The organism is Roseateles sp. AC306, assembly GCF_979253795.1.
Map to the genome: position 1 here is coordinate 190,516 of NZ_CEEDEB010000002.1, position 23,996 is coordinate 214,511.

Here is a 23,996-nt window from a genome sequence, read left to right on the forward strand (position 1 = left end):
CCTCGCGCCGACCGGCTATCTTCTGAGGCCATGACCTCGGAAGCCCTGCAAGTCTTTGCCGGCCCTGCCGCGAAAGCCCGGCTGGCCGAGCGCGGCCTGCGCGCCGAAGACGTCGGCCTGATCCCCGCCGCCGCAGGCGGCCCCAAGGGGCTGATCCTCAACGGCCTGGACCGCTTCATCTTCGGCGAGTGGCTGCCGCAGAGCCGCCAGACCGTCCACCTCGTCGGCGCCAGCATCGGCGCCTGGCGCATGGCCACGGCGGCACTGGCCCACCGCGACGTCACCACGGCCTTCGACACCATGGCCGAGGCCTATGTGACGCAGGAATACGACGTGCTGCCCGGCGACAAGCGCCCGCGCCCCGAGGGCGTCAGCCAGCGCTTCGGCGAGATCCTGGGCGAGATCTTCACGGGCCGCGAAGCCGATGTGCTGACTCACCCGCGCTTTCGCCTGCACGTCATCACGTCGCGTGGTCAGAACAAAGGCTTGGGGCTGCTGGCGCGCGAAGGCCGGCTGCGCACGCCGCTGGGCTACCTCGGCGCCTTCGCGGCCAACGCCTTGGCGCGCCCGCTGCTGGGCCGCTTCCTGGAACGCGTCGTCTTCTCCGACCCGCGCGACCGCCTGCCGCTGAAGCTGAACGACTTCACGACGCGCGAGGTCCACCTGTCGCGCGCCAACCTGCGCGGCGCGCTGCTGGCGAGCTGCTCCATCCCGTTCTGGCTGCGCGCCCAGCACGACCTTCCCGGCGCGCCGCGCGGCGCCTACTGGGATGGCGGCATCACCGACTACCACCTGCACCTGGACTACCGCGCGCTGCAGTCGTCCGGCGCGCCTCTGGTGCTCTATCCACACTTCCAGCGCCAAGTCGTACCCGGCTGGCTGGACAAGGCCTTGAAGCACCGCCATCGCTCGACGGCCTTCCTCGACAACGTCGTGCTGCTCTGCCCCTCGCCCGAATGGATTGCCCGGTTGCGCGGCGCCAAGCTGCCCGACCGCAACGACTTCATCAAACTGGACGCAGAAGAACGCCGCCGCCGCTGGCGCGTCTCAGTGACCGAGAGCCAGCGCCTGGCCGACGAGTTCGCCGCGTTGGCCCAGCGCGACTCCATTTCCGCCTTGCCGCTTTAGAATCGCCGCTCCCTCCCATCACAAGAGCGAGAAAGGCACCCTGGTTATGACACCGCGAACTACGACCACCTTCACCGGTACCTAGTCGGCCGCGGCTCGTCACGCCAGTCCTTTTCGGACTTCACCAATCAAGCGCGGCAAGTGGCCGCGCTTTTTTGTTGTCCTCGCTCCCGGAGCACCCCATGATTTCGATTCAACTCCCCGACGGCTCGCGCCGTGAGTTCCCCGCCGCGTTGTCCGTCGGCGACGTCGCCGCCAGCATCGGCGCCGGCTTGGCCAAGGCCGCACTTGGCGGCCGCGTCGACGGCAAGCTTGTCGACCTCAGCCACGTCATCAGTCAGGATGCGCAGCTCGCCATCGTCACCGACAAGGACGCCGATGGCCTGGAGCTGATCCGCCACTCGACGGCCCACCTGCTGGCCTACGCCGTCAAGTCGCTCTACCCCGACGCCCAGGTCACCATCGGCCCGGTCATCGAAAACGGCTTCTATTACGACTTTGCCTACAAGCGGCCATTCACGCCCGACGACTTGGCCGCCATCGAAGCCAAGATGACCGAGCTGGCCAAGAAGGACGAAAAGGTCGAGCGCCGCGTGCTGCCGCGCGATGAGGCCGTGGCGCATTTCAAGGCCATGGGCGAGGCCTACAAGGCCGAGATCATCGAGAGCATCCCGGCAGACCAGGACGTGTCGCTCTACAGCGAAGGCGCCTTCGAAGACCTCTGCCGCGGCCCCCATGTGCCGTCGACGGGCAAGCTCAAGCACTTCAAGCTGATGAAGGTGGCCGGCGCCTACTGGCGCGGCGACCACCGCAACGAGATGCTGCAACGCATCTACGGCACGGCCTGGGCGAGCAAGGACGATCTGCAAAAGTACCTGATCCGCCTGGAAGAAGCCGAGAAGCGCGATCACCGCAAGCTCGGCCGCGAACTCGACCTGTTCCACATCGACGAGCACTCGCCGGGCACCGTGTTCTGGCATCCCAAGGGCTGGGCCGTCTGGCAGGAGGTGGAGCAGTACATGCGCCGCGTCTATCGCGAGAATGGCTACCTGGAGGTCAAGGGCCCGCAGATCCTCGACAAGGGCCTGTGGGAGAAGTCCGGCCACTGGGACAAATACCGCGACAACATGTTCACGACTGAGTCGGAGAAGCGTGACTACGCGCTCAAGCCGATGAACTGCCCTGGCCACATCCTGATCTTCAACCAGGGCGTGAAGAGCTACCGTGACCTGCCCCTGCGCTTTGGCGAATTCGGCCAGTGCCACCGCAACGAGCCCACCGGCGGCCTGCACGGCATCATGCGCGTGCGCGGCTTCACGCAGGACGACGGCCACATTTTCTGCACCGACGACCAGATCCTGGACGAATGCGCCTCGTTCACGACGCTGCTCAAGAAGGTTTACGCGGACTTCGGCTTTACCGACATCGTCTACAAGGTCGCGACTCGTCCGGCCGCCCGCATCGGCACGGACGAGTATTGGGACCGCACCGAGCAGGTGCTGATGGAGTCGCTGCGCCGCTCCGGCTGCGAGTTCGAGATCGCCCACGGAGAGGGCGCCTTCTACGCGCCCAAGATCGAGTACGCACTGAAGGACGCCCTCGGCCGCCAGTGGCAGTGCGGCACGATCCAGATCGACTCCAACATGCCGGAGCGCCTCGGCGCCGCCTTCGTCGACGAGGACAGCCAGCACAAGACACCCGTCATGCTGCACCGCGCCATCGTCGGCAGCCTGGAGCGTTTCATCGGCATCCTGATCGAGCAGCATGCCGGCGCGCTGCCCGTCTGGCTCGCACCAACACAGGTCGTCGTGGCCAATATCACCGACGCGCAGGCCGATTACGTGTCTGAAATTGTGAAATCGCTGCAAAAACAAGGGCTTAGGGCCTCGGCGGATTTGCGCAACGAGAAGATCACCTATAAAATCCGCCAGCATTCAATGCAAAAGCTGCCGTACATCCTCGTCGTAGGCGACAAGGAAAAGGCGAATGGCAGCGTTGCGGTACGCGCCCGTGGCAACCAGGATCTCGGCGTGATGCCCCTGCAGGACTTCCTCAACCGGATCTCCGCAGACATCACCAACAAGGTCTGAAAGAGCCGTCCGGGCGCGATTTGTTTTATTTAGGGCCCCTCGCCTTGGGGCCTTTTGAAAGGTCTACACCATCGCTACGTTTGCCGACCGTCGTGCGATTCCGGAGCGCAAGCACCGGTTGAACCGCGAAATCATGGCTCCCGAAGTCCGTCTGAACGGCCCCGAGAACGAACCCATCGGCGTCGTCAGCATCCAGGAAGCCCTGCGTATGGCGGGCGACATGGATGTGGACCTGGTCGAGATTTCCCCCACCGCCAATCCGCCGGTATGCCGGCTGATGGACTACGGGAAGTTCAAGTACATCGAGCAGAAGCGCGCTGCCGAGGCCAAGTCCAAGCAGAAGGTCATCGAAATCAAGGAAGTCAAATTCCGTCCGGGCACGGACGAAGGCGACTACCAGATCAAGATGCGCAATCTGCGCCGCTTCATCGCCGAAGACGGCGACAAGGGCAAGGTCACGCTGCGCTACCGGGGCCGCGAAATCACGCACCAGGACATCGGCATGCGCCTGCTGGAGCGGATTCGCGACGAACTGGCCGACGTTGCGATCGTCGAGAACATGCCGAAGCTCGAAGGTCGGCAGATGATCATGGTCCTGGCGCCTAAAAAGCGCTAAGACCGAAACAGAGTTCAGCCGGCGGGTTTGGTCGCCCACCGGCTTACAAGTCTCCTGAGGCCAACAAGCATGCCGGGCTCACCGGCATCGCCCCAGGGACACACTAGAAGGAGCATCAACATGCCCAAAATGAAGACCAAGAGCAGCGCGAAAAAGCGTTTTCGCGTTCGTCCGGGTGGCACCGTCAAGCGCGGTCAGGCGTTCAAGCGCCACATCCTGACCAAGAAGACCACCAAGAACAAGCGTCAGCTTCGCGGTTCGGTCGCCGTGCACGAAACCAACATGGGACACATCGCTCAGATGCTGCCCTTTGCTGGCCTGTAATCCACTACTGACTCAAGGAGAAACACATGCCTCGCGTCAAACGTGGTGTAACCGCTCGTGCCCGTCACAAGAAGGTCTTGGCTCTGGCCAAGGGCTTCCGGGGTCGTCGTAAGAACGTCTTCCGCATCGCCAAGCAGGCGGTGATGAAGGCGGGCCAATACGCCTACCGTGACCGTCGTACCAAGAAGCGCGTCTTCCGCCAGCTCTGGATCGCCCGTATCAACGCTGCATCGCGTGGTCTGGGTCTGTCCTACAGCAAGTTCGTGGCGGGTCTGAAGAAGGCCCAGATCGAGATCGACCGCAAGGTTCTCGCCGATCTGGCCGTCAATGACCCGGCTGGCTTTGCCAGCATCTTCGCCAAGGTGAAGGCCGCGCTCGCCTGATTGCGATCCGCTCCGACTCACGTCGGAGCACGCAACTTTTGAGGGGCCGGTCACCCAGTGACCGGCCCCCTTTTATTTGCCTCCCCCGAATGACTGATCTCGACGCTTTGCTGCAAGCGGCCACGGCTGATTTCGCTGCCGCGCCCACACCCGCCGAACTGGAAAACGCCAAGGCACGCTTCCTCGGCAAGTCCGGCCGCGTCACCGAACTGATGAAGGGCCTGGGCGCCCTCAGCATCGAGGAAAAAAAGACCCGCGGCGCCGAGATCAACCAGCTCAAGGTCGGCATCGAAGCCGCGCTGACTGCCCGCCGCGATGCGTTGGCCGCTGCCGAGCTTGAGAAGCAGCTCAAGGCCGAGGCCCTCGACGTGACCCTGCCCGGCCGCCAGCGCGGCACCGGCGGCCTGCACCCGATCACACGCGCCATGGAGCGCATCGAGGCCATCTTTGGCTCGATGGGTTTCGACGTGGCTGACGGCCCCGAGATCGAGACCGACTGGTACAGCTTCTCGGCGCTCAACAACCCCGAGAATCACCCCGCCCGCTCGATGCAGGACACGTTCTACGTCGACATGAAGGACGAGAACGGTGCATGGCTGAATCTGCGCCCGCACACCAGCCCGATGCAGATCCGCTATGCGCAGGCCCACGCCAAGCGCTACGCCGGCCAGGACACGATGCCAGAGATCCGCGTCATCGCGCCGGGCCGCACCTACCGCGTCGACAGCGATGCGACCCACTCGCCGATGTTCCACCAGGTCGAAGGCCTGTGGGTGGGCGAGAACATCTCGTTCAAGGACCTGAAGGCGGTCTACCTGAACTTCATCACCGCCTTCTTCGAGACCGACCAGCTGCAGCTGCGCTTCCGCCCCAGCTACTTCCCGTTCACCGAGCCCAGCGCCGAGATCGACATCATGTTCGAGAGCGGTCCGCTGAAGGGGCGTTGGCTCGAGGTGTCGGGCTCGGGCCAGGTGCACCCGCAGGTGATCCGCAACATGGGGCTGGACCCCGAGCGCTACATCGGCTTCGCCTTCGGCTCCGGCATCGACCGCCTCGCGATGCTGCGCTATGGCGTCAACGACCTGCGCGCCTTCTTCGACGGCGACCTTCGCTTCCTCGCACAGTTCAAGTAATCAGCACGCTATGCAATTCCCCGAGTCCTGGCTGCGCGAGTTCTGCAATCCGCCGCTGTCCACCCAAGCCCTGGCCGAACTGCTGACCATGTCCGGCATGGAAGTGGAAGAACTGCGCCCTGTCGCGCCGCCCTTTCACGGCATCGTCGTCGCCGAAATCATCGAAGCCGAGCAGCACCCGAACGCCGACAAGTTGCGCGTTTGCAAGGTCAATGCTGGCGGCGCTGAACCCCTGCAGATTGTCTGCGGCGCGCCCAATGCCCGCGTGGGCATCAAGGTGCCGCTGGCCACCGTCGGCGCCGAGCTGCCGACTGACGACGCCGCCAAGCCCTTCAAGATCGGCGTCGGCAAGCTGCGCGGTGTCGAGAGCTTCGGCATGCTGTGCTCAGCCCGCGAGCTCAAGCTCAGCGAAGACCATGGCGGCCTGCTGGAACTGCCCGTCGATGCCGTCGTCGGCGAAGACATCCGCAAGCAACTCAATCTCGACGACACGCTGTTCACGCTGAAGCTGACGCCGAACCTGGGCCACGGCCTGAGCGTGTTTGGCGTCGCGCGCGAAGTGGCTGCGCTGACCGGCGCGCCACTGCTGAAGGCCGAGTTCCCGCCGGTCAAGCCGACGACCGACGACAAGCTGCCGGTGCGCATCGAAGCCACTGACCTGTGCGGCCGTTTCTCGGGCCGCATCGTCAAGGGCATCAACACTGCTGCGCAGACGCCCGCCTGGATGGTCCAGCGCCTTGAACGCTGCGGCCAGCGCCCGGTCACGGCGCTCGTCGACATCTCCAACTACGTGATGTTCGAGTACGGCCGCCCTTCGCACATCTTCGACTTGGACAAGATCAGCGGCGAGCTGGTCGTGCGCTGGGGCAAGGCTGGCGAGCAGCTCAAGCTGCTGAACGGCAGCACCATCACCGTCGACGAGAGAGTCGGTGTCATCAGCGATGCACGCGAGGTCGAGTCCCTCGCCGGCATCATGGGCGGCGACCACACCGCCGTGTCCGACGACACGCGCAACATCTACGTCGAAGCCGCGTTCTGGTGGCCTGAGGCCGTCATGGGCCGAGGCCGCCGCTACAACTTCTCGACCGACGCCGGCCACCGCTTCGAGCGCGGCGTCGATGCCTCGCAAACCGTCGAGCACATCGAGCGCATCACGCAGCTCATCGTCGACATCTGCGGCACGGCCGAGACGCGCGTCGGCCCGATGGACGACCAGTTGCCCAACATGCCGGTGCGCAAGCCCGTCACGCTGCGTGTGGCACGGGCGGTCAAGGTCATCGGCATGCCGCTGACGCAGGCGCAATGTGAAGGCGTGTTCACGCGCCTGGGCCTTCCTTTCACCGCTGCCGACGGCGTCATCACGGTCACCCCGCCGAGCTGGCGCTTCGACATCCTGATCGAGGAAGACCTCATCGAGGAAGTCATCCGCGTGCTGGGCTATCCGACGCTGCCGTCGACCGCGCCGCTGGCACCGATCGTCGGCCGAACGGGCTCGGAGTCGCGCCAGTCCACGCATGCGCTGCGTCGCGCGGTTAGCGCACGCGACTACTTCGAGACGATCAACTTCAGCTTCGTCGAAGAACGCTGGGAGCGCGAGCTGGCCGGCGTCACCGACCCTATCAAGCTGCTGAACCCCATCGCCGCACCGCTGTCGGTGATGCGCACCAGCCTCATCGGCAGCCTCGTGCAGGTCTTGCGCCACAACCAGGCTCGCCGTGCGACTCGCGTGCGCGTGTTCGAGCTGGGCCGCGTGTTCAAGCGTGATGCTGCTGTCGCCAACGGCCCGCTGAGCGTCGCCGGCATCGCGCAGCCGCTGCGCCTGGGCGGCCTCGCCTGGGGCCCGGCTGACCAGCATCAGTGGAGCCAGCGCGAGCGCGCCGTTGACTTCTTCGATGTGACGGGCGACCTCGAAGCCCTGTTCGCGCCGCAGGCGCTGACGTTTGAAGCGGCAGAACACCCCGCCCTGCATCCGGGCCGCAGCGCTCGCGTGAAGCTGAACGGCGACGCCATCGGCATCGTTGGCGAACTGCACCCGCGCTGGCGCCAAGGCTACGAAATCAGTGGCAATGCGCCTATCGTCTTCGAGCTGAACCTCGACGCCGCGCTGCTGCGCACGTTGCCGCAGGGCCGGCCGCTGCCGCGCCAGCAGGCCGTGCAGCGCGACCTGGCGCTAGTCGTCAAGGACAGCACCCCGCATGACGCGCTGATGGCCACCATCACCGCAGCCGGCGGTGCGCTGCTGCGCTCGGCCAGGCTGTTCGACGTCTTCAAGCCGACCGCAGGCAACAGCACGGACCTGCAAGCCGACGAGCGCAGCCTGGCCGTGCGCCTGGAACTGCTCGACGACGAAGCCACGTTGACCGACGAACGCATCGACGCTGCCGTCGCGGCCATCGTCGCCGCGGCAGGCAGCCAACTCGGCGCCCGCCTGCGCAGCTGACCCTCTGGAGGAGGAACACACCATGGACGCAAACGACGTCAAGAAAGAGGCAGCGGCTGTCGTTATCGGCAGCCTGGAAACGCCCACGCTGACCAAGGCGGAACTGGCCGAACTGCTGTTCGACAAGCTCGGGCTGAACAAGCGGGAGTCCAAGGACATGGTCGAAGCCTTCTTCGACATCCTGCACGACAGCCTCGTCAAGGGTCAGGACGTGAAGCTCTCCGGTTTCGGCAACTTCAACATCCGCCGCAAGGCGCCGCGCCCGGGCCGCAATCCGCGCACCGGCGAGTCCATTCCCATCAAGGCTCGCAACGTCGTGACTTTTCACGCAAGCCACAAACTCAAGGGGCAGGTGCAAGGTGACGCGCCGGCCGGTGAAGACTTCGAGTAGAGTCTCCCCTCCCCTCGCGAACTTGTTGATTTGCAATGGAATTTGCAATGGATAAGGCGCTTCCCGCCATCCCCGCCAAACGCTACTTCACCATCGGTGAGGTGAGTGACCTTTGCGGCGTGAAGCCTTATGTTCTGCGCTACTGGGAGCAGGAGTTCACCCAACTCAAGCCCATGAAGCGGCGCGGCAACCGGCGCTACTACCAGCACCACGAAGTGCTGCTGATCCGCCGCATCCGCGACCTGCTCTACGACCAGGGCTTCACGATCAGCGGCGCGCGCAACCAGCTCAGCGAAGGTCTGCCGCCCGCTGCGGCGCAGAACTTCCGTGACGAAGCGGAGGCGGCGCAGGCGCTTGATGCGATGGATGGTGACGACGGCAGCGACATGCCGGTTGAGCTGGCTCATCTGCCTGCCGCTCGCCCGCAAGCCTCGCATGCTCAACCGCTGAAGGCCGCAGAGGCGTCGATGACGCTGCCGGTGCTGGCCATCGACCCGCTCACCTCGCTCGAGCAGGTGCGCGCCGAACTTCTTGCAATCCGGGCGAGTCTTCTGACCTGAGTGTGAAGATTCTCCGCTATACTGATTGGCTCAGTCGGGGCGTAGCGCAGCCTGGTAGCGCACTTGCATGGGGTGCAAGGGGTCGCGAGTTCGAATCCCGCCGTCCCGACCATAAAACAATAAGAGAATCAACGGCTTAGCAGCTTCGGCAGCTAGGCCGTTTTCCTTTGTCTGGCCAAGCCGAGCGAACCCCGATCTACCAAAGGTAGCAGGGCACGGCACCTACGGTGACGGCGGCGTCAGGCAACGACGCCGAGGCGTACCGCAGGCCGATGTTTGGGCGCCGCGTCCGACTGGCGACGGATCAGCGTGTAGTCCATCAACTGTTGATTGACAGGCAACTTGACGCCATTGCGCCAAGCGCGGATCTGCCTGACCAGCACATCGACAGCCGTGCTTGCCATGTCGCCTATGGGCTGGCGCACGGTCGTCAGCTCGGGCCAGATCGTCGTCGCCAGTGGCGCGTCGTCAAAGCCCACCACGGTGAGGTCACTGGGCACATAGAGCCCCAACCGCTGAGCCACCGCAACTGTGGCGGCCGCCATGTCGTCATTGCTGGCGAAGATCGCCGATGGCCGCTGGCTGCCGGCCAGCAGCTGCTCTGCCGCGTCCAATCCGGACCGATAGGTGAAGTGCCCCTGCTGGATCTGGATGTCGTGCTCCAGGTCAAGCCCGGCCTTGCTGACGGCTGCACGGAAACCGGCGAGGCGGCGCTCACTGCTGCTCTGACCCGGGTCGCCCATGATGAAGCCCAGCCGCTGGTGACCCAGGGCCAGCAGATGGCGAGTCATGTCGTGGGCGGCCTTGAAGTCGTCTATGCCAACGCTGTTGAAATGCGGCGAGGGATTGCCGGCGGACACCGTGACGACAGGCGTGCCGCTGCGCGCGATGAGGTCCTGCAGCGCCTTGGACTCGCAGAACGGCGGCGGCAGGATGAGGCCGTCTATGCCGTTGGCGAGCATGGTGGTGACCACTTCGAGGTAGTCGCCGCCGGCGTCGCAGTACTGCGCGTTGAGCTGCACATGCCTCAGGCTGATCTTGCTCAACAGGCCCAGCATGAAGCCGTTCAGGTAGCCGGCTCGGGTGTCGCTGTAGAGCAGCCCCACCAGGATGGGCCGTGCACCGGCCAGCTTGCGGGCCGAGGGATTGGGCATGTAGTTCAGCGCTGCCACGGCCGCTTGGACCCTGGTGCGGCTGGCCGACTTCACGGTCAACTCACCGTTGACGACGCGCGATACCGTCATCGTCGACACGCCGGCCAGGCGAGCCACATCGGCCACCGTGGCCGCCCTGGGGGCCGCACCGGGCTGGGCTGCTTGCTTCATGGCTTTCCTTTCTGCTCGAACGGTGACGCGCTGGTGGCATCTCCGCCGCATCGTAGAAAGCCAAGTCAACGACCGGCAATCAAATCGCCAAGCGCTTTGATAACCAGATCGATATCGGTTCGCTCATGCCAGAGGCGTTCGGCATCCGCCGCCGAGCAGTCTGCCGCCGAAGATCATTGGCCAAGCGGGGCCAACGTGCCAATCCGTCGCGTGCGGCGTGCTGCGGCAAAGCAGAATGCCGGGCGGCGAACCGTGGCATGGCCTGGTCGCGCTACACGACCGTCAGAACAAACTAGGAGACCCATGAATTCACCCGCCCTGCGGCTCACGCGTTCGCTCATTCCCGCCCTGCTGGGCCTGCTCGCCGCCCATGCCCAGGCCGAAGTGCGCCTGGCCCAGGTGTTTGGCGACCACATGGTGCTGCAGCGCGATCAGCCCATCCGCGTGTGGGGCTGGGCCACGCCGGGGCGCACGCTCAGCGTCGAATTGGCCGGCCGCCAGGCGAGCGCAAAGGCAGGCGCTGATGGGCGCTGGATGGCGCAGCTGCCCGCGTTGAAGGCGGGCGGGCCGCACCGGCTGCGCGTGCAGGGCGACGGCCAGGTGGAGCGCGCCGACATCCTGATCGGCGACGTCTGGCTGCTGAGCGGCCAGTCCAACATGGAGTGGCCGCTGTCGACCACCGACACGGCCGCACAGGAAATCGCCTCGCCGCAGAACGCGCAGCTGCGCCATCTGCGCGTGCCGCTGCGTGCCAGCCTGCAGCCTGAGGCGGACATCGCGCCCGCGTCGTGGGCAGTGGCGGAGGCCGGGACCGTGGGCGATTTCGGCGCCGTGGGCTACCACTTCGCCCGGCAGATGCAGACGGCGCAGGGCGTGCCCATCGGCCTGGTCAACACCGCCTGGGGCGGCTCGCACCTGGAGACCTGGATGCGCCGCGATGCGGCCTTGGCGGACGCGCACCTGGCGCCCATCGTCAAGGCCTTGCCCAGCGACAACGCCGCCTACGCCGGGGCGCTGCGCACTCGCCTCGAGGCTCGCGTGGCTGCCTGGCAGCCGGGCCTGCCCTGGCAGGGCGTCGATGCCAAAGGCTGGTCTGGCGCCAGCGACCTGGACGCGAACTGGCCCACGCTGCAGGCGCCCGGCGTCTGGGAAGGCCAGGGGCTGGCGGACCTGGATGGCGTCGTCTGGCTGCGCCGCAAGGTCGAGCTGAGTGCCGCACAAGCGGGCGGCGCGGCCGAGCTGCATCTGGCCAAGGTGGACGATTGCGACGAGGTCTGGGTGAACGGCCAGCGCGTTGGCGGCCAGTGCGGGTACGACCAGCCGCGGCGTCATGCCGTGCCGCCTGGCCTGCTGCATGCAGGCGCGAACTGGATCGCCGTGCGCGTCACCGACACGGGCGGCGGCGGCGGTTTCCACGGCGATGCGGCAGCGATGCGGCTGGACACGGCCGCCGGTGCAGTCTCATTGGCCGGCCCCTGGCGGGCCCGCGTGGAGCAGGTCAAGGTGACCAGCGGGCCCACCGCCAACGACGCACCCACACTGGCCCACAACGGCCTCATCGCGCCGCTGAACGGCCTGGCCTTCCGCGGGGTGCTCTGGTACCAGGGCGAAAGCAACACCGGCCGCGCGGCGGCCTATGCCGGCGACTTCCAGCGGCTCATCAAGGACTGGCGCGCGCAGTTCCACCAGCCGGACATGCCCTTCCTGTTCGTGCAGCTGGCGTCCTTCCTGCCGCTGCAGGACAACCGCCCGGGTCATGGCGGCTGGGCCGAGTTGCGCGACGCGCAGGCCCAGGCACTGAAGCTGCCCCATACCGGCATGGCGGTCGCCATCGACGTGGGTGAGGCCAACGACATCCACCCGCGCAACAAGCGCACGCTGGGCGAGCGGCTGGCGGGTTTGGCGCTGCATGACCTGGGCCTGCGCGCCGCGCCGGCCAGCGGGCCGGTATTGGCGGGCTCGGAAGTGCGTGGCAAGGAGCTGTGGCTGCGCTTCAAGGACACGGCGGGTGGCTTGCGCCCGGCCAAGGCAGGCGAGGCCTTGCGCGGTTTCGTGCTGGCCGGCGCGGACCGGAAGTTCGTTGCCGCCACCGCGCGCATCGAAGGCGATGCCGTCGTGCTGAGCAGCCCGGCCGTCGCCGCGCCGGTGGCCGCACGCTATGCCTGGGTGGACAACGCCAGCGAGGCCAACCTGCTGGGCGGTGACGGCCTGCCCGCCGCGCCGGCACGCAGCGACGACTGGCCGCTGGAGACGCTCGGCAAGCGCTACCCGCAATAGGTCATATGCGGCGCCTCGGCAAGGCAGGCGTTCACCGCGTGTTGACAATGATCTCCGCCGGGGCCAGCCCATCGGCTTCGGCGCGCACGACCAACCGGCCGGCAGCACCGACCCGGCCGCGCACGATGGCCAGGGCCAGGCCGTTGAAAGCCTTGCGGCTGGGCGACGGGAAGGGTTCGAAGCTGGTTGCGTCGCCGTTGTCGGTAACGACGATATCGCCGGGGCCGTCAACACTGAAACGGATGCGTGCGTCGGCGCGCGGCACAGCTCGACCGGCCGCGTCGGCGATGGTCAGCGTGATGAAACTGAGGTCGCTACCGTCGGCGGCGATGTTGGCGCGGTCGGCCTTCAGTTCGAGGCGGGCCGCGGCGCCGGCCGTGGCAACGCTCGCCGTGGCCCAGGGCTTGCCGCGGCGGTAGGCCTGCAACGTCAGCTCGCCCGGCTCATAGACCACGTCGTCCCAGCGCAGGCGGTACGCGCCCGCGCCCTTCTTGCGCCGGCCCAGCGAGCGGCCGTTCAGGAACAGCTCGCCTTCGTCGCCGCTGGTGAAGGCATGCACCGGCGTGACCTGGCCGACGCGCTCCGGCCAGGTCCAGTGCGGCAGCAGGTGGGCCATGGGCAGGTCCGGGCGCCAGCGCGACTGGTAGAGCCAGTAGCGGTCCTTGGGGAAGCCGGCCAGGTCGACGATGCCCGAGTAGGAGCTGCGCGCCGCGTAGTAGGGCGTGGGCTCGCCGAGGTAGTCAAAGCCCGTCCAGACGAACTCGCCCGCCACGTAGGGATGCGCGTCCAGCGCGGCGAAGACCTTGTCGGCCGACGCGCCGAAGTCCACCGCGTACAGCTCATAGCCACTGACCTGCAAGGCCTTGGCGTCGCCACCACGGCCGTCCCGCGTGATGGAGCTGTTGGCCGGTGTGACCGGGAACAGGTAGACGCCGCGGCTGCTGAAGGCCGACGCCGTCTCGCTGCTGAGGATGAGCTTGCCCGGAAAGCGCGTGTGGAAGTTGGGGTACTGCGGCGGCGTGCGGATGCGGTCGGTACCGACGAACTCGGGGTCCTGGCGTATGCCTTCGCCCTGGTAGTTCAGGCTGACGATGTCGACCTCGGCCGGCAGCGGCATGTCGGCCTTGGCGAAGTTCATCGCCGTGGTGGTGGGCCGCGTCGGGTCTTCCTCGCGGGCGATCTCGTGCAGGCGCCGCGCGACGGCGGCGCCTGCCTCGCCGGTGTACTGCTCACCCACCTCGTTGCCGATGCTCCACATCACGATGGACGGGTGGTTGCGGTCGCGGCGCAGCATGGCGCGCAAGTCGGCCTCGTGCCAGTCGGGGAAAATGAGGTGGAAGTCCAGCGGCGTCTTCTTGCGGTCCCAGCTGTCGAAGATCTCGTCCACCACCAGCAGGCCCATGCGGTCGGTCAGCGCCAGCAGGGCCGGGTCCGGCGGGTTGTGGGACAGGCGAATGGCATTGGCGCCCATGGCCTGCAGGATCTCCAACTGCCGCTCGGCGGCGCGCACGTTGAAGGCCGCGCCCAGCGCGCCGAGATCGTGATGCTGATTGACGCCTTGCAGCTTCACCGGCTGGCCGTTGACGTGCAGGCCGGTGCCGGCATCGAAGCGCAGCGTGCGGATGCCGAAGGGCGTCTCGACGCGATCCAGCACGCCGGCCTTGTTCAGCAGCCGCGTGACGGCGACGTAGCGATGGGGCTGCTGCAAGGGCCGGGGGCCCCAGAGCCTGGGCTTGGCCACGTGCATCTCAACCGTGGCAACGCCCTGCCCGTTCGCAGGCACGGCCAGGCCGCGCTTCAGGCTCGAGGCCACGGCGGCGCCGGCGGGTTTGCCGTCGGCATCGAGCGCGAAGAGCTCGGTCGCGACATCCACCCGCGCCGCAGCGGTGCCGTCGTTGTCGACGCGCACCTCCACCGCCACCGTGGCTTGCTGCGCAGACACCTGCGGCGTCGTGATGCGCGTGCCCCAGTGCGCCACATGCACCGGCGCGGTCTTGGTCAGCCAGACCTTGCGGTACAGGCCCGCGCCCGGATACCAGCGAGCGGATTCGGGCGGGTTGTCGAGGCGGATGACCAGTTGATTGGCACCCCCCGGCTCGGCCCAGCGCGTCAGGTCGAGACGAAAGGAGTTGTAGCCATAGGGCCAGCCGCCGACCAGCTTGCCGTTGAGCCAGACGGTGGCATAGGCCATCGCGCCGTCCACATCGAGGAACAGCGAGCGGCCGCGGTCCGCCGCCGGGATGTCCAGCGCGCGGCGATACCAGACGGGGCCCCACGTCTGCAGCCGCCCCATGCCGCCATAGGGCCCGGTCTCCAGGAACGGCCCGGCGATGGCCCAGTCATGCGGCAGCGTGACGGCCTGCCAGCCGCTGTCGTCGAAGCCGGGGCGCACGAAATCCACATCGCTGCCCGGGTGGCCTTCGGGGCGCCGGTGGCGCTTGGCCGGGTCCTTGATGAAGGCATTGGCGCTGGGCAGCACCCAGGGCTTGAGCACGCGGTCCTTCGCACCTGAGGTCGCCTTGACCGCCTCGTCCGGCCGCGCGTCGGCCACCTTGCCGTCGGCCGAGGCTTGCACCTCCGGCCGCACGTCGTACATCAACCGCGCCGTTGCGCCGGCGGGGTCACCGCGATGGAAGCGCCAGCCCGTGGCGAGGTCGACGCGTTCGCTCGCCGAAGCGGGCAGCGCCACCGCGAGCCACAGGGCCAGGCCGGCAGCAGCGCGCCGCCAAGGGTTGCCAAACATGAAGTCTCCTGATCGTTGTGTTGCCATGGCTCTCGCTCAGGGCGCGCCCTCTTCCTCCAGCGGCGCCAGCAGCAGGTTCAGCTCCGCCGCGCTGAACTTGCTCAAGGCCGCGCCGTCGTCGCTGCCCAGCAGACCGTCGGCCAGCGCCTTCTTGCGCTGCTGCAGTTCCAGCATGCGCTCCTCGATGCTGCCCTGGGCGACGAGCTGGTAGACGAAGACCGGCTGGTCCTGGCCGATGCGGTGAGCGCGGGCGCTGGCCTGGCTTTGCACGGCGGGGTTCCACCAAGGGTCGACATGGATGACGGTGTCGGCCGCCGTCAGGTTCAGGCCGACACCGCCGGCCTTCAAGCTGGCCAGCAGGATGGGCACCTCGCGCGCCTGGAAGCGTTGCACGACATCGCCTCTTGCCGAGGCCGCCGTCTGGCCGGTCAAGCGCAGATGCGGCAGGCCCAAACGGTCCAACTCAGCGGCAATCAGACCCAGCATTTCGGTGAACTGCGAGAACACCAGCAGGCGTCGGCCCTGGGCGACGAAGTCGGGCAGGTGTTCGCGCAGCCACGCCAGCTTGGCGCGCTCGACGCCCGGCGGGATCTGCACGCCTTTGATCAGCAGTGGGTCGCAGCAGACCTGGCGCAGCTTGAGCATCGCGTCCAGCACGCTGATCAGGCCGCTGGCGCTGAAGCCGTCGCGCTCCAGGATGCGGCGCACCATGTGGTCGGCCGCCACGCGCACGCTCTCGTACAGCTGCTTCTGCTCGCCCAGCAGCGGCACGCGCTTGACCAGCTCGGTCAGCGGCGGCAGCTCGGTCGCGACCTCGGTCTTCATCCGGCGCAGGACGAAAGGCCGCACGCGCGCGGCCAGCAGGCGGGCGCGCGGGCCGTCGCGGTTGACCTCGATGGGCTTGCGCCAGTGGCGGGCAAACGTGCGCGAGTCGCCGAGGAAGCCAGGCATCAGCAGGTCGAAGAGCGACCACAGCTCGCCGAGGTGGTTCTCCAGCGGCGTGCCGGTCAGGGCCAGCAGATGGCGTGCGTCCAGCCGGCGCAGCGCACGGGCCGCGCGGGCCTGGGCGTTCTTGACGGACTGGGCTTCGTCCAGGATCAGGAGCTGCCACGGCTGCACCGACAACGCCCGCAGGTCGCGCCAGACAAGGTTGTAGGTGCTCAGCACGACGTCGGCACCGGCCAAGTCCAAGGCCGCGCGGTCGCTACCGTGCCAGGTCTTGACGAGCAGCCCCGGTGCGATGCGCGCGGCCTCCTGCTGCCAGTTGAAGAGCAGCGACGTCGGCACGATGACGAGGGTTGGGCGGTCCAGCCGGCCAGCCTGCTTCTCCGTCCAAATATGGGCGAGCGCCTGCGCCGTCTTGCCCAGGCCCATGTCGTCGGCCAGGATGCCGGCGAGGTTCTGCTCGCGCAGGTATTGCAGCCAGGCCAGGCCGTGCAGTTGATAGGGCCGCAAAGCGAGGCCCAGGCCGGGCGGCTGCGGCAGTGTCGAAGGCGCGCCGGCCGCCAGCAGGCGCCGTCCGAGCGCCATCAGGCCGGCGTCGCCGTGGATCTGCCAGCGGCCGCGCGATTCCTCCTCGATGCAGCGGATGCGGTCGGCATCCCAGGCGTTGAGCTTGAGCGGCTTGCCCTTTTCCAGCTCGACCGGCTTCAGCAGGTCCAGCAGCGCCAGCATGATGGCCTTGAGCGGCGCAGCCTCGGCGTGATAGCGCCGGCCGCCGGGCGCGCGCAGCGAGATGACGGCGGCGTCCTCGATGGCGCCGATGGCGATGGCGTCCAGCCAGCGCTTGTCCTTGCGCAGCAGGTTGGCGATCAGCGGCGCGAGGTCGATGCGCTCGCCGTCGACTTCCATGCCGAGGCTGACGAGCCAGGCGCCCTGGCGGCGCGCCAACTGCACGCCTTCGACGCGGCGGGCGGGTTTCGGAGCTTCTTCGGTGTCTTCGGTCAGCCCGAGCTGCCAGCCGCTGACAGCGCGGCTGTGATGGGCAAAACCCGGCTCTGTGGTGACTTGCCAGCCGAGGGCCAGCAGTTCGGGCGCCTTGTCGACGAGGAAGTCGCCGAAGAATTCTTCCTGGACGAGGGTCCACAGAGACTGGCCCAACGGCAGCGGTTCACCGCGCCATTGCAGCAGGCCGGCGTCCAGCGGGATGAGGCCGCGCGTCAGCAGCGCCTGCTCGGCGCTGGCATCGCCATTCGCCAGCATCGCCACCGTCACCTGCTCGCCACGCGGCCCGAGCGCGCCGCGCGGACGCAGGCCCAGCAGGCCGTCGCCGCGCGTCAGGGTGCGCAGCGTGAGATGGGGAGGCGCAGACATTGCGACAGTCTCGCAGCCCGCGAGACTGCCGCGGTCAGGCTCAGGAGGCGAGGACAGCCTTGATGTGGCTGGCGATGGCGTCGTCCTGGCAGTTCGTGAAGAACAGGTCCTGGAACTTCTCGCCCGACACGGCGGCCTTCAGCAGGTCCTGATCGACGGCCTTCAGCGTCGTCAGCATGTCCTTGCAAGAAGCGGCCTTCAGGTCCTTCAGGATGCCGCGGTTCTTGGCCATGATGGCGGCGCGCTCCTTGGGGTAGCCGGCGCCGCGCTCGTTCTCGAACAGCTTGCGGTAGCAGTCCTGCAGGTTCAGCTCAGCCGCCCAGCCGAAGCCCTTGGCGTAGGGCATGGACATGCAGTTGCCGTCATTGATCTGGCCGAACAGGAAGGCGTCGGTCGGGTCGATGACCAGGCCGCAGAACACGCCGGGCATGGAGTTGCAGGCCAGCATGGAGCCCATGCCGGTGCCGCAGCCGGTGATGACGAAGTCCGCGGCCTTGGAGTTGATCAGGATGCCGGCCAGCAGGCCGTTCATCACGTAGGTGAGCGAGGCCTTGTCTTCCGGCGCGTACATGCCGTAGTGGTGGACGCTGTGGCCCAGCGGCTCGGCAACGGTCTTGAGCGCGCTGTGCACGATCTCGGACTTGGCGGCCTGGCTGTTCTCGATGATGAGGGCGATCTTCATGGCGGTGACTTTCTGAGGCGGTGCGGAATGGGGCGGACGCGGCGGAGGCCGCATGCGGACGCCATTTTGCCCGTTTATGGAACGCCGTTCCGAAAATCTCGCTCAAGCCCGCGAGCGATGCGGGGATTCAGTCACCTTCGCCGCCGAGCGGCTTCAGCTGGCGGCCGGCTGGCAGGGCGCGCAGATACTTGAATGTGCCGGTGGCGTGCGCACAGAGCTTGCCGTCGGCCGCGAAGACCGAGCCCTCGCAGAAGGCCATGGTCGTCGAGCGGTGCAGCAACTTGCCGACCGCCCGCAGTTCACCCTCGCCGGGGCGCATGAAGCTGGTCTTCATCTCGACCGTCACGACGCCCGGCCCCAGGTCCGGCAAATGGCGGTTGACGCTGCGGGCAGCGTGGGCCATGGCCACGTCCAGCAGCGTCATGACGACGCCACCGTGAGCCACGCGCCAGGAGTTCAGATGTTGTTCGGCAATCGTCAGCCGCAGCTCGGCCTCGCCGTCGCCGACCGAGTGCAGCGTGAAGCCGAGTTGCTCGACGAAAGGGATATGGACCGGGAAATCCATGAAGACCGATCAGCCGCCATGAACGGCGGACACGCCGCCGTCGACTGCCAGGATCTGCCCTGTGATGTGCTTGCCGGCACGGGATGCAAACAGCAGCGCCGCGCCCTTCAGGTCGTCGTCGTCGCCGATGCGGTTGAGCGGCGCGTGCGAGGCCATCTTTTCCTCGCCGACAGCCGCGAGCAGTCCCTTGGTCATCTTACTGGGGAAGAAGCCCGGTGCCAGCGCGTTGACGGTGATGCCGTAGGCGCCCCACTCGCCGGCCAGCGCGCGCGTGAAGTTCACCGCCGCGCCTTTGCTGGTGTTGTAGGCAATGGTCTTCATGACGGCCGAGTTGCCGGACAGGCCGGCGATGGACGCCACGTTGATGATGCGGCCCGACCTGCGCGGGATCATGCTGGCCCTTGCCACGGCCTGCGCAAAGACGAACAGGCTGCGGATGTTCAGGTCCATGACCTTGTCCCAGGCCTCGATGGGATGCTCTTCAGCCGGCGCACCCCAGCTCGCGCCCGCGTTGTTGACGAGGATGTCGATCTGGCCCAAGCGCTCCATCGTCTCGGCGACGACGCGCTGCGCGTCGTCCGGCTTGGACGCATCGGCCGCGATCCAGCGCGTGTCGATGCCGCGTGCCTGAAGGTGGGCGGCGGCTTCTTCCAGATCGCCGGCCTTGCGCGAGGTCAGCATGATCTTGGCGCCAGCGTCGCCCAGCGCTTCGGCGATCTGCAGGCCCAGGCCGCGCGAGCCGCCGGTGACAAGTGCGACCTGGCCGGTCAGGTCGAAGAGGTCTTGGACTTTGGTGCTCATAGGTATTCAGCCTTGATGTCGCGGAAGAGGGGGTCTCGGCGCGCGACCACGTCGAGCCATGCGCCGATCTTGGGCAGTTCGTAGGCAAAGAAGTAGCGGGCTGCAGCGCGCTTGCCATGGGAGAAGTCGCTGTCGTTGCTGACGCTCAACACCACGTCCAGCCACAGCCAGGCCAGCACGGTGTGGCCGAAGGCCTGCATATAGGGCACGGCGTTAGCCAGCGCGTCTTCGGGCTGGCCGGTGCTCCAGGCCTTCTTGGTAGCGCCGCCGACCTGGGCCAACGCCGCAGCAAGCTGGTTGGCCTGCGGTGCCAAGTCGGTCTGCATGGCGCGCTCGATCGTGAGCTGCACGCGTGCGGCCAAAGCAGCCAAAGACGCGCCGCCCTGCTGCACGACCTTGCGGCCCAGCAGGTCCAGCGCCTGAATGCCGTGCGTGCCCTCGTGGATCATGTTCAGCCGCTGATCGCGCCAGTACTGCTCCACGGGGAAGTCGCGCGTGTAGCCATAGCCACCCAGCACCTGGATGGCCAGCGAGTTGGCCTCCAGGCACCACTCGCTGGGCCAGCTCTTGGCGATGGGGATGAGCACGTCCAGCAGCGCCTGCGCACCCGCCTTGTCGTCGCCCGTGGTCAGCTCGTCGACGAGGCGGGCGCAGTACAGCTCCAGCGCCAGGCCGCCTTCAACATAGCTCTTCTGTGCGAGCAGCATGCGGCGCACGTCGGCGTGTTCAATGATGGGGCGCTGCGGGCTGGCGGAGTCCTTGCCGGCGGCCGTCATCGGCCGGCCTTGGGGGCGTTGCTTGGCGTATTCCAGGCTGGCCTCATAGCCGGCATAACCCAGCATCACAGCGCCAAGCCCGACGCCGATGCGGGCCTCGTTCATCATGTGGAACATGCAGCGCAGGCCCTCGCCGACCTTGCCGACGAGGTAGCCGACCGCCCCACCCTTTTCACCAAAATTCAGCAGGCAGTTGGTCGTGCCGCGATAGCCCAACTTGTGGTTGAGCCCGGCCAGCACAACGTCGTTGCGCTCCCCGGTGAGCTGGGCCTGTTCGTTGACCAGCCACTTGGGCACGATGAAAAGGGAGATGCCGCGCGTGCCGGGGACGAGCTTGCCATCCGGGCCGGGCACCTTGGCGAGCACCAGATGGATGATGTTCTCGGTGATCTCGTGCTCGCCACCCGAGATCCACATCTTGTGGCCGGTCAGGCGGTAGCGCGGGCCGAGGGCATCGGTCTCGTCTTCAAGTTCGGCACGCGTGGCCACATCGGACAGCGACGAACCTGCCTGCGGCTCGGACAGGCACATGGTGCCGAACCAGCGGCCGGAGAACTCGTTCTTGGCGAACACCTCGCGCTGCGTCGGCGTGCCGTGGGCCATCAGCAGACTTGCATTGCCCGAGGTCAGCATCGCGTAGCCGCCCATCGCCACGCTGGCCTTGCTGAAGAAGGCGTTGCCGGCCATCTCGATGACGCAGGGCAGCTGCATGCCGCCCACGTCGTAGTCCTGCGCGGCGGCCAGCATGCCGGACTCGGCATAGGCCAGCGTCGCATCGTGCGTGGCCTGGGGCAGGTGCACGCGCTCGCCATCGAAGTGCGGCTCCTGCGTGTCGGCCAGGCGGTTGAAGGGCGCGAACTTGTCACCGGCGATGCGCTCGCAGGTGTCGAGCACGGCGGTAAAGGTCTCGGCAGAGTGCTCGGCAAAGCGCTCGCGTGTGGTCAGGTCGCCGGCCTTGAGCCAGTCGAACAAAAAGAAGTCGAGGGTTTCGCGCACGGGTCAATCCTGAGCGAGTCGGACGATGGTGCCCTGGGCCAACGCGCACAGCTTTTCGCCCCCGTCTTTGACCGCAAAGACTTCGCAGCGGCACACCGCCTGCGTCTTGCTGACGGCGTCGGCGCTCGCGCGGGCAATCAGGCGCTCACCCACTGCCGGGCGCACGTAGTTGATCTTGAACTCCGAGGTGACGACGGGCACCTGCATCGCCGTGCCGCCGGCAAAGGTCAGCGCGTTGTCGGCCAGGTAGCTGACGACGCCGCCGTGCGCAAAGCCGTTCTGCTGCAGGTGCTCAGGCTTGAGCGCCAGCTGCAGGTCGACCTTGCCGGGCGACAGCGCCGCCAGTTCCGCGCCGAGCAGCGCGCTGAACGGCTGCTGGGCCAAGACGTCTTTGCCCATCTGCAGAAAGACTTCGGGAGACACGCCCATGTCCTTACCTCGATTCACTTCAACTTCAGATCGAATTCAAACCGGCGCTCCATGCGCCAGTCTGGATCCACGCCGTCCGCGGGCCTGGGATAGCGCTGCAGCGCGGCCTTGCCCAGGCTCTCCAGGTGGCGCTCGAAACTCTTACGCAACACGCTGCTGTTGCGGTCCCGTGCCGAATCTCCATCCACCACGCCGGTGAAGGGCACGACATCGAATTCCTGCGTGCTCCACGTCAACGCCGACTGCGCCGGCACGAAGCTCATCTGCACGGCACCGCTCAATTGGAAGTGCCGCGCTTCGGCGGGGTAGTCCATCTCGCCGACCACTGCCGCCAGCACACCCACGACGTAGTTGCAGCCCTGCAGCCGAGCGGCCGGCCAGGCGGCCAGTGTGGCGGTGAAAGAGTCCACGTCGTCCACCACGGCCACGCCGCTGCGGCAGGTCTCGGGCAGCAACGAGGTCTTGAACTTGGAGGCCCACCACAGCGCCGCAGACGGCTGACCGCCCGGCAAGCCATAGCCGGCCACCAGCCGATACGCGCCCGCCTGATGGCCCACGTCGTGCGCCAGGCTGTACATGCGGGCCGCACGGCCCCAGTTCGCCTTGAGGCAGACACCGTGCTCGTACATCGCTCCCGCCAGCAACAGCAGGTCGGGGTACTTGGCGGGCAGGCCAGCATTGAGGCGCTTGACGGCCAGCGCGCAGTCACCCGACCGCACCGCCGTGCGCACGCCAGCGACCGCCTCGGTCTCCGCCTCCGTGATCGGCGGACGCATGTCCGCCGCCTGCGCCAGCGAGGCCGCCACGGCGGCCCCGCACAGCAGCCAGCGGCTCACAGCACCTCGAAGATGCCGGCCGCGCCCATGCCGCCGCCAATGCACATCGTCACGCAGACTTTTCTAGCGCCACGGCGCTTGCCTTCGATCAACGCGTGGCCCGTCAGGCGCTGGCCCGACACACCATACGGGTGGCCCACGGCGATCGCGCCGCCGTTGACGTTGAGCCTGTCCATCGGAATGCCCAGCGTGTCGGCGCAATACAGCACCTGCACAGCGAAAGCTTCGTTCAGTTCCCAGAGGTCGATGTCGGCGACCGTCAGGCCCAGCTTCTTCAGCACCTTGGGCACGGCGAACACCGGGCCGATGCCCATCTCGTCGGGTTCGCAGCCAGCCACCGCAAAGCCGAGGAAACGGCCGATGGGCTTCAAGTTGTGCGTGGACGCGTACTGCTCGCTGACCAGCGCGCAGGCGCCGGCGCCGTCGCTGAACTGGCTGGCATTGCCAGCCGAGATCACGCCGCCGGGAATGGCAGAGCGCAGGTCCTTGATGGCGTCATAGGTGGTGCCTTCGCGCAGGCCCTCATCGGCGGTGATGGTCACTTCCTTGCTCATCAGGCCCATGACCTTGTCGGCGACACCCATGGTCGTCGTGACCGAGATCAGTTCGTCGGCGAACTTGCCGGCGGCCTGCGCGGCACAGGCCTTTTGCTGGCTGCCGGCGCCGTACTCGTCCATGCGCTCGCGCGAGATGTTGTAGCGCTTGGCCACGTTCTCGGCGGTCTGCAGCATGTTCCAGTAGATCTCGGGCTTGAGCTTCATCAGCGCCGGGTCGACCAGCATGTGCTTGTTGGCCTCTTGCTGGACGCAGGAGATGCTCTCGACGCCGCCGGCGATGTAGACATCGCCCTCGCCGGCAATGATGCGCTGCGCGGCCATGGCGATGGTCTGCAGGCCGCTGGAGCAGAAGCGGTTGATGGTGACGCCGCTCACGGTGATGGGCAGGCCGGCCTTCAGCGCGATCTGGCGTGCGATGTTGGAGCCGGTGGCGCCTTCAGGCGTGGCGCAACCCATCAGCACGTCCTCAATGGCGCCGCCCTCGATGCCGGCGCGCTCGACGGCCGCCTTGACGGCATGGCCACCCAGCGTCGCGCCATGGGTCATGTTGAACGCGCCCTTCCAGCTCTTGGCGAGCGGCGTGCGGGCGGTGGAGACGATCAGTGCGTTGCTCATGAAAATTCCTTAGTCA

The 23,996-nt window shown here is 67.1% G+C and carries 20 protein-coding genes and 1 tRNA gene; 11 read left to right on the top strand and 10 right to left on the bottom strand.

Translation table 11 applies throughout. The features are described from left to right. Positions 1 to 30 precede the first annotated feature (30 nt). From AC0IZJ_RS05640 to AC0IZJ_RS05685, 10 genes are all read left to right on the top strand, one after another. Positions 31 to 1,128, top strand: coding sequence for a patatin-like phospholipase family protein (locus tag AC0IZJ_RS05640; RefSeq protein WP_471847534.1), 1,098 nt, complete (start codon positions 31 to 33; stop codon positions 1,126 to 1,128). A 182-nt stretch (positions 1,129 to 1,310) separates the two neighbouring features. After that, positions 1,311 to 3,218 carry a threonine--tRNA ligase gene (gene thrS / locus AC0IZJ_RS05645; protein WP_471847536.1) on the top strand — a complete coding sequence of 636 codons (1,908 nt, stop codon included), beginning with the start codon at positions 1,311 to 1,313 and terminating at the stop codon, positions 3,216 to 3,218. 133 nt (positions 3,219 to 3,351) lie between these two features. Beyond that, positions 3,352 to 3,834 (top strand): translation initiation factor IF-3, encoded by a 483-nt coding sequence (gene infC / locus AC0IZJ_RS05650; protein WP_471847538.1) that lies wholly within the window; start codon positions 3,352 to 3,354, stop codon positions 3,832 to 3,834. 120 nt (positions 3,835 to 3,954) lie between these two features. Further along, the gene (gene rpmI, locus AC0IZJ_RS05655; protein ID WP_056263791.1) at positions 3,955 to 4,158 is read left to right on the top strand and encodes a 50S ribosomal protein L35; all 204 of its coding nucleotides are present in this window, start codon (positions 3,955 to 3,957) and stop codon (positions 4,156 to 4,158) included. A gap of 26 nt (positions 4,159 to 4,184) precedes the next feature. Then, complete coding sequence (gene rplT, locus AC0IZJ_RS05660) at positions 4,185 to 4,541, top strand: 50S ribosomal protein L20 (protein WP_025564000.1); 357 nt, start codon at positions 4,185 to 4,187, stop codon at positions 4,539 to 4,541. 89 nt (positions 4,542 to 4,630) lie between these two features. Then, complete coding sequence (gene pheS / locus AC0IZJ_RS05665) at positions 4,631 to 5,674, top strand: phenylalanine--tRNA ligase subunit alpha (RefSeq protein WP_471847541.1); 1,044 nt, start codon at positions 4,631 to 4,633, stop codon at positions 5,672 to 5,674. A 10-nt stretch (positions 5,675 to 5,684) separates the two neighbouring features. Further along, complete coding sequence (gene pheT, locus AC0IZJ_RS05670) at positions 5,685 to 8,114, top strand: phenylalanine--tRNA ligase subunit beta (protein ID WP_471847543.1); 2,430 nt, start codon at positions 5,685 to 5,687, stop codon at positions 8,112 to 8,114. Positions 8,115 to 8,136: 22 nt separating this feature from the next. After that, positions 8,137 to 8,505 carry an integration host factor subunit alpha gene (locus tag AC0IZJ_RS05675; RefSeq protein ID WP_331175097.1) on the top strand — a complete coding sequence of 123 codons (369 nt, stop codon included), beginning with the start codon at positions 8,137 to 8,139 and terminating at the stop codon, positions 8,503 to 8,505. A 47-nt stretch (positions 8,506 to 8,552) separates the two neighbouring features. Next, the gene (locus AC0IZJ_RS05680; RefSeq protein WP_471847546.1) at positions 8,553 to 9,065 is read left to right on the top strand and encodes a MerR family transcriptional regulator; all 513 of its coding nucleotides are present in this window, start codon (positions 8,553 to 8,555) and stop codon (positions 9,063 to 9,065) included. 35 nt (positions 9,066 to 9,100) lie between these two features. Continuing rightward, positions 9,101 to 9,177 (top strand) — tRNA-Pro (locus AC0IZJ_RS05685). Positions 9,178 to 9,304: 127 nt separating this feature from the next. Here the strand turns inward: AC0IZJ_RS05685 and AC0IZJ_RS05690 are convergent. Next, positions 9,305 to 10,390 carry a LacI family DNA-binding transcriptional regulator gene (locus AC0IZJ_RS05690; RefSeq protein WP_471847548.1) on the bottom strand — a complete coding sequence of 362 codons (1,086 nt, stop codon included), beginning with the start codon at positions 10,388 to 10,390 and terminating at the stop codon, positions 9,305 to 9,307. 303 nt (positions 10,391 to 10,693) lie between these two features. On the opposite strand from AC0IZJ_RS05690, the gene AC0IZJ_RS05695 reads away from it, so the two are divergent. After that, on the top strand, positions 10,694 to 12,667 hold the full coding sequence (locus tag AC0IZJ_RS05695; RefSeq protein WP_471847550.1) for a sialate O-acetylesterase: 1,974 nt from the start codon (positions 10,694 to 10,696) through the stop codon (positions 12,665 to 12,667). 31 nt (positions 12,668 to 12,698) lie between these two features. Here AC0IZJ_RS05695 and galB read toward each other — a convergent pair whose 3' ends face one another. The 9 genes from galB to AC0IZJ_RS05740 form a co-directional block, all read right to left on the bottom strand. Beyond that, positions 12,699 to 15,410 carry a beta-galactosidase GalB gene (gene galB, locus AC0IZJ_RS05700; protein WP_471847552.1) on the bottom strand — a complete coding sequence of 904 codons (2,712 nt, stop codon included), beginning with the start codon at positions 15,408 to 15,410 and terminating at the stop codon, positions 12,699 to 12,701. Positions 15,411 to 15,446: 36 nt separating this feature from the next. Continuing rightward, entirely contained in the window at positions 15,447 to 17,723 is a 2,277-nt protein-coding gene (locus AC0IZJ_RS05705; RefSeq protein WP_471847554.1) for a DEAD/DEAH box helicase, read from the bottom strand. Between the two features lie 40 nt (positions 17,724 to 17,763). Further along, positions 17,764 to 18,405: an RpiB/LacA/LacB family sugar-phosphate isomerase gene (locus tag AC0IZJ_RS05710; RefSeq protein WP_471847556.1), complete on the bottom strand. Its 642-nt coding sequence runs from the start codon at positions 18,403 to 18,405 to the stop codon at positions 17,764 to 17,766. 127 nt (positions 18,406 to 18,532) lie between these two features. Then, positions 18,533 to 18,970, bottom strand: a complete 438-nt coding sequence (locus tag AC0IZJ_RS05715; protein WP_471847558.1) for a PaaI family thioesterase — start codon at positions 18,968 to 18,970, stop codon at positions 18,533 to 18,535. Positions 18,971 to 18,979: 9 nt separating this feature from the next. Continuing rightward, entirely contained in the window at positions 18,980 to 19,771 is a 792-nt protein-coding gene (locus AC0IZJ_RS05720; protein WP_471847560.1) for an SDR family oxidoreductase, read from the bottom strand. Then, on the bottom strand, positions 19,768 to 21,543 hold the full coding sequence (locus tag AC0IZJ_RS05725; protein WP_471847562.1) for an acyl-CoA dehydrogenase: 1,776 nt from the start codon (positions 21,541 to 21,543) through the stop codon (positions 19,768 to 19,770). The genes AC0IZJ_RS05720 and AC0IZJ_RS05725 overlap by 4 nt, the downstream gene beginning before the upstream one ends. Positions 21,544 to 21,546: 3 nt before the next feature. Continuing rightward, positions 21,547 to 21,972, bottom strand: a complete 426-nt coding sequence (locus AC0IZJ_RS05730; RefSeq protein ID WP_471847564.1) for a PaaI family thioesterase — start codon at positions 21,970 to 21,972, stop codon at positions 21,547 to 21,549. Between the two features lie 14 nt (positions 21,973 to 21,986). After that, positions 21,987 to 22,808, bottom strand: a complete 822-nt coding sequence (locus tag AC0IZJ_RS05735; protein ID WP_471847566.1) for a hypothetical protein — start codon at positions 22,806 to 22,808, stop codon at positions 21,987 to 21,989. After that, a complete protein-coding gene (locus AC0IZJ_RS05740; protein ID WP_471847568.1) occupies positions 22,805 to 23,980 on the bottom strand; it encodes an acetyl-CoA C-acyltransferase in 1,176 nt (391 codons plus the stop codon). Before AC0IZJ_RS05740 ends, AC0IZJ_RS05735 begins: the two co-directional genes overlap by 4 nt. Positions 23,981 to 23,996: the final 16 nt, after the last annotated feature.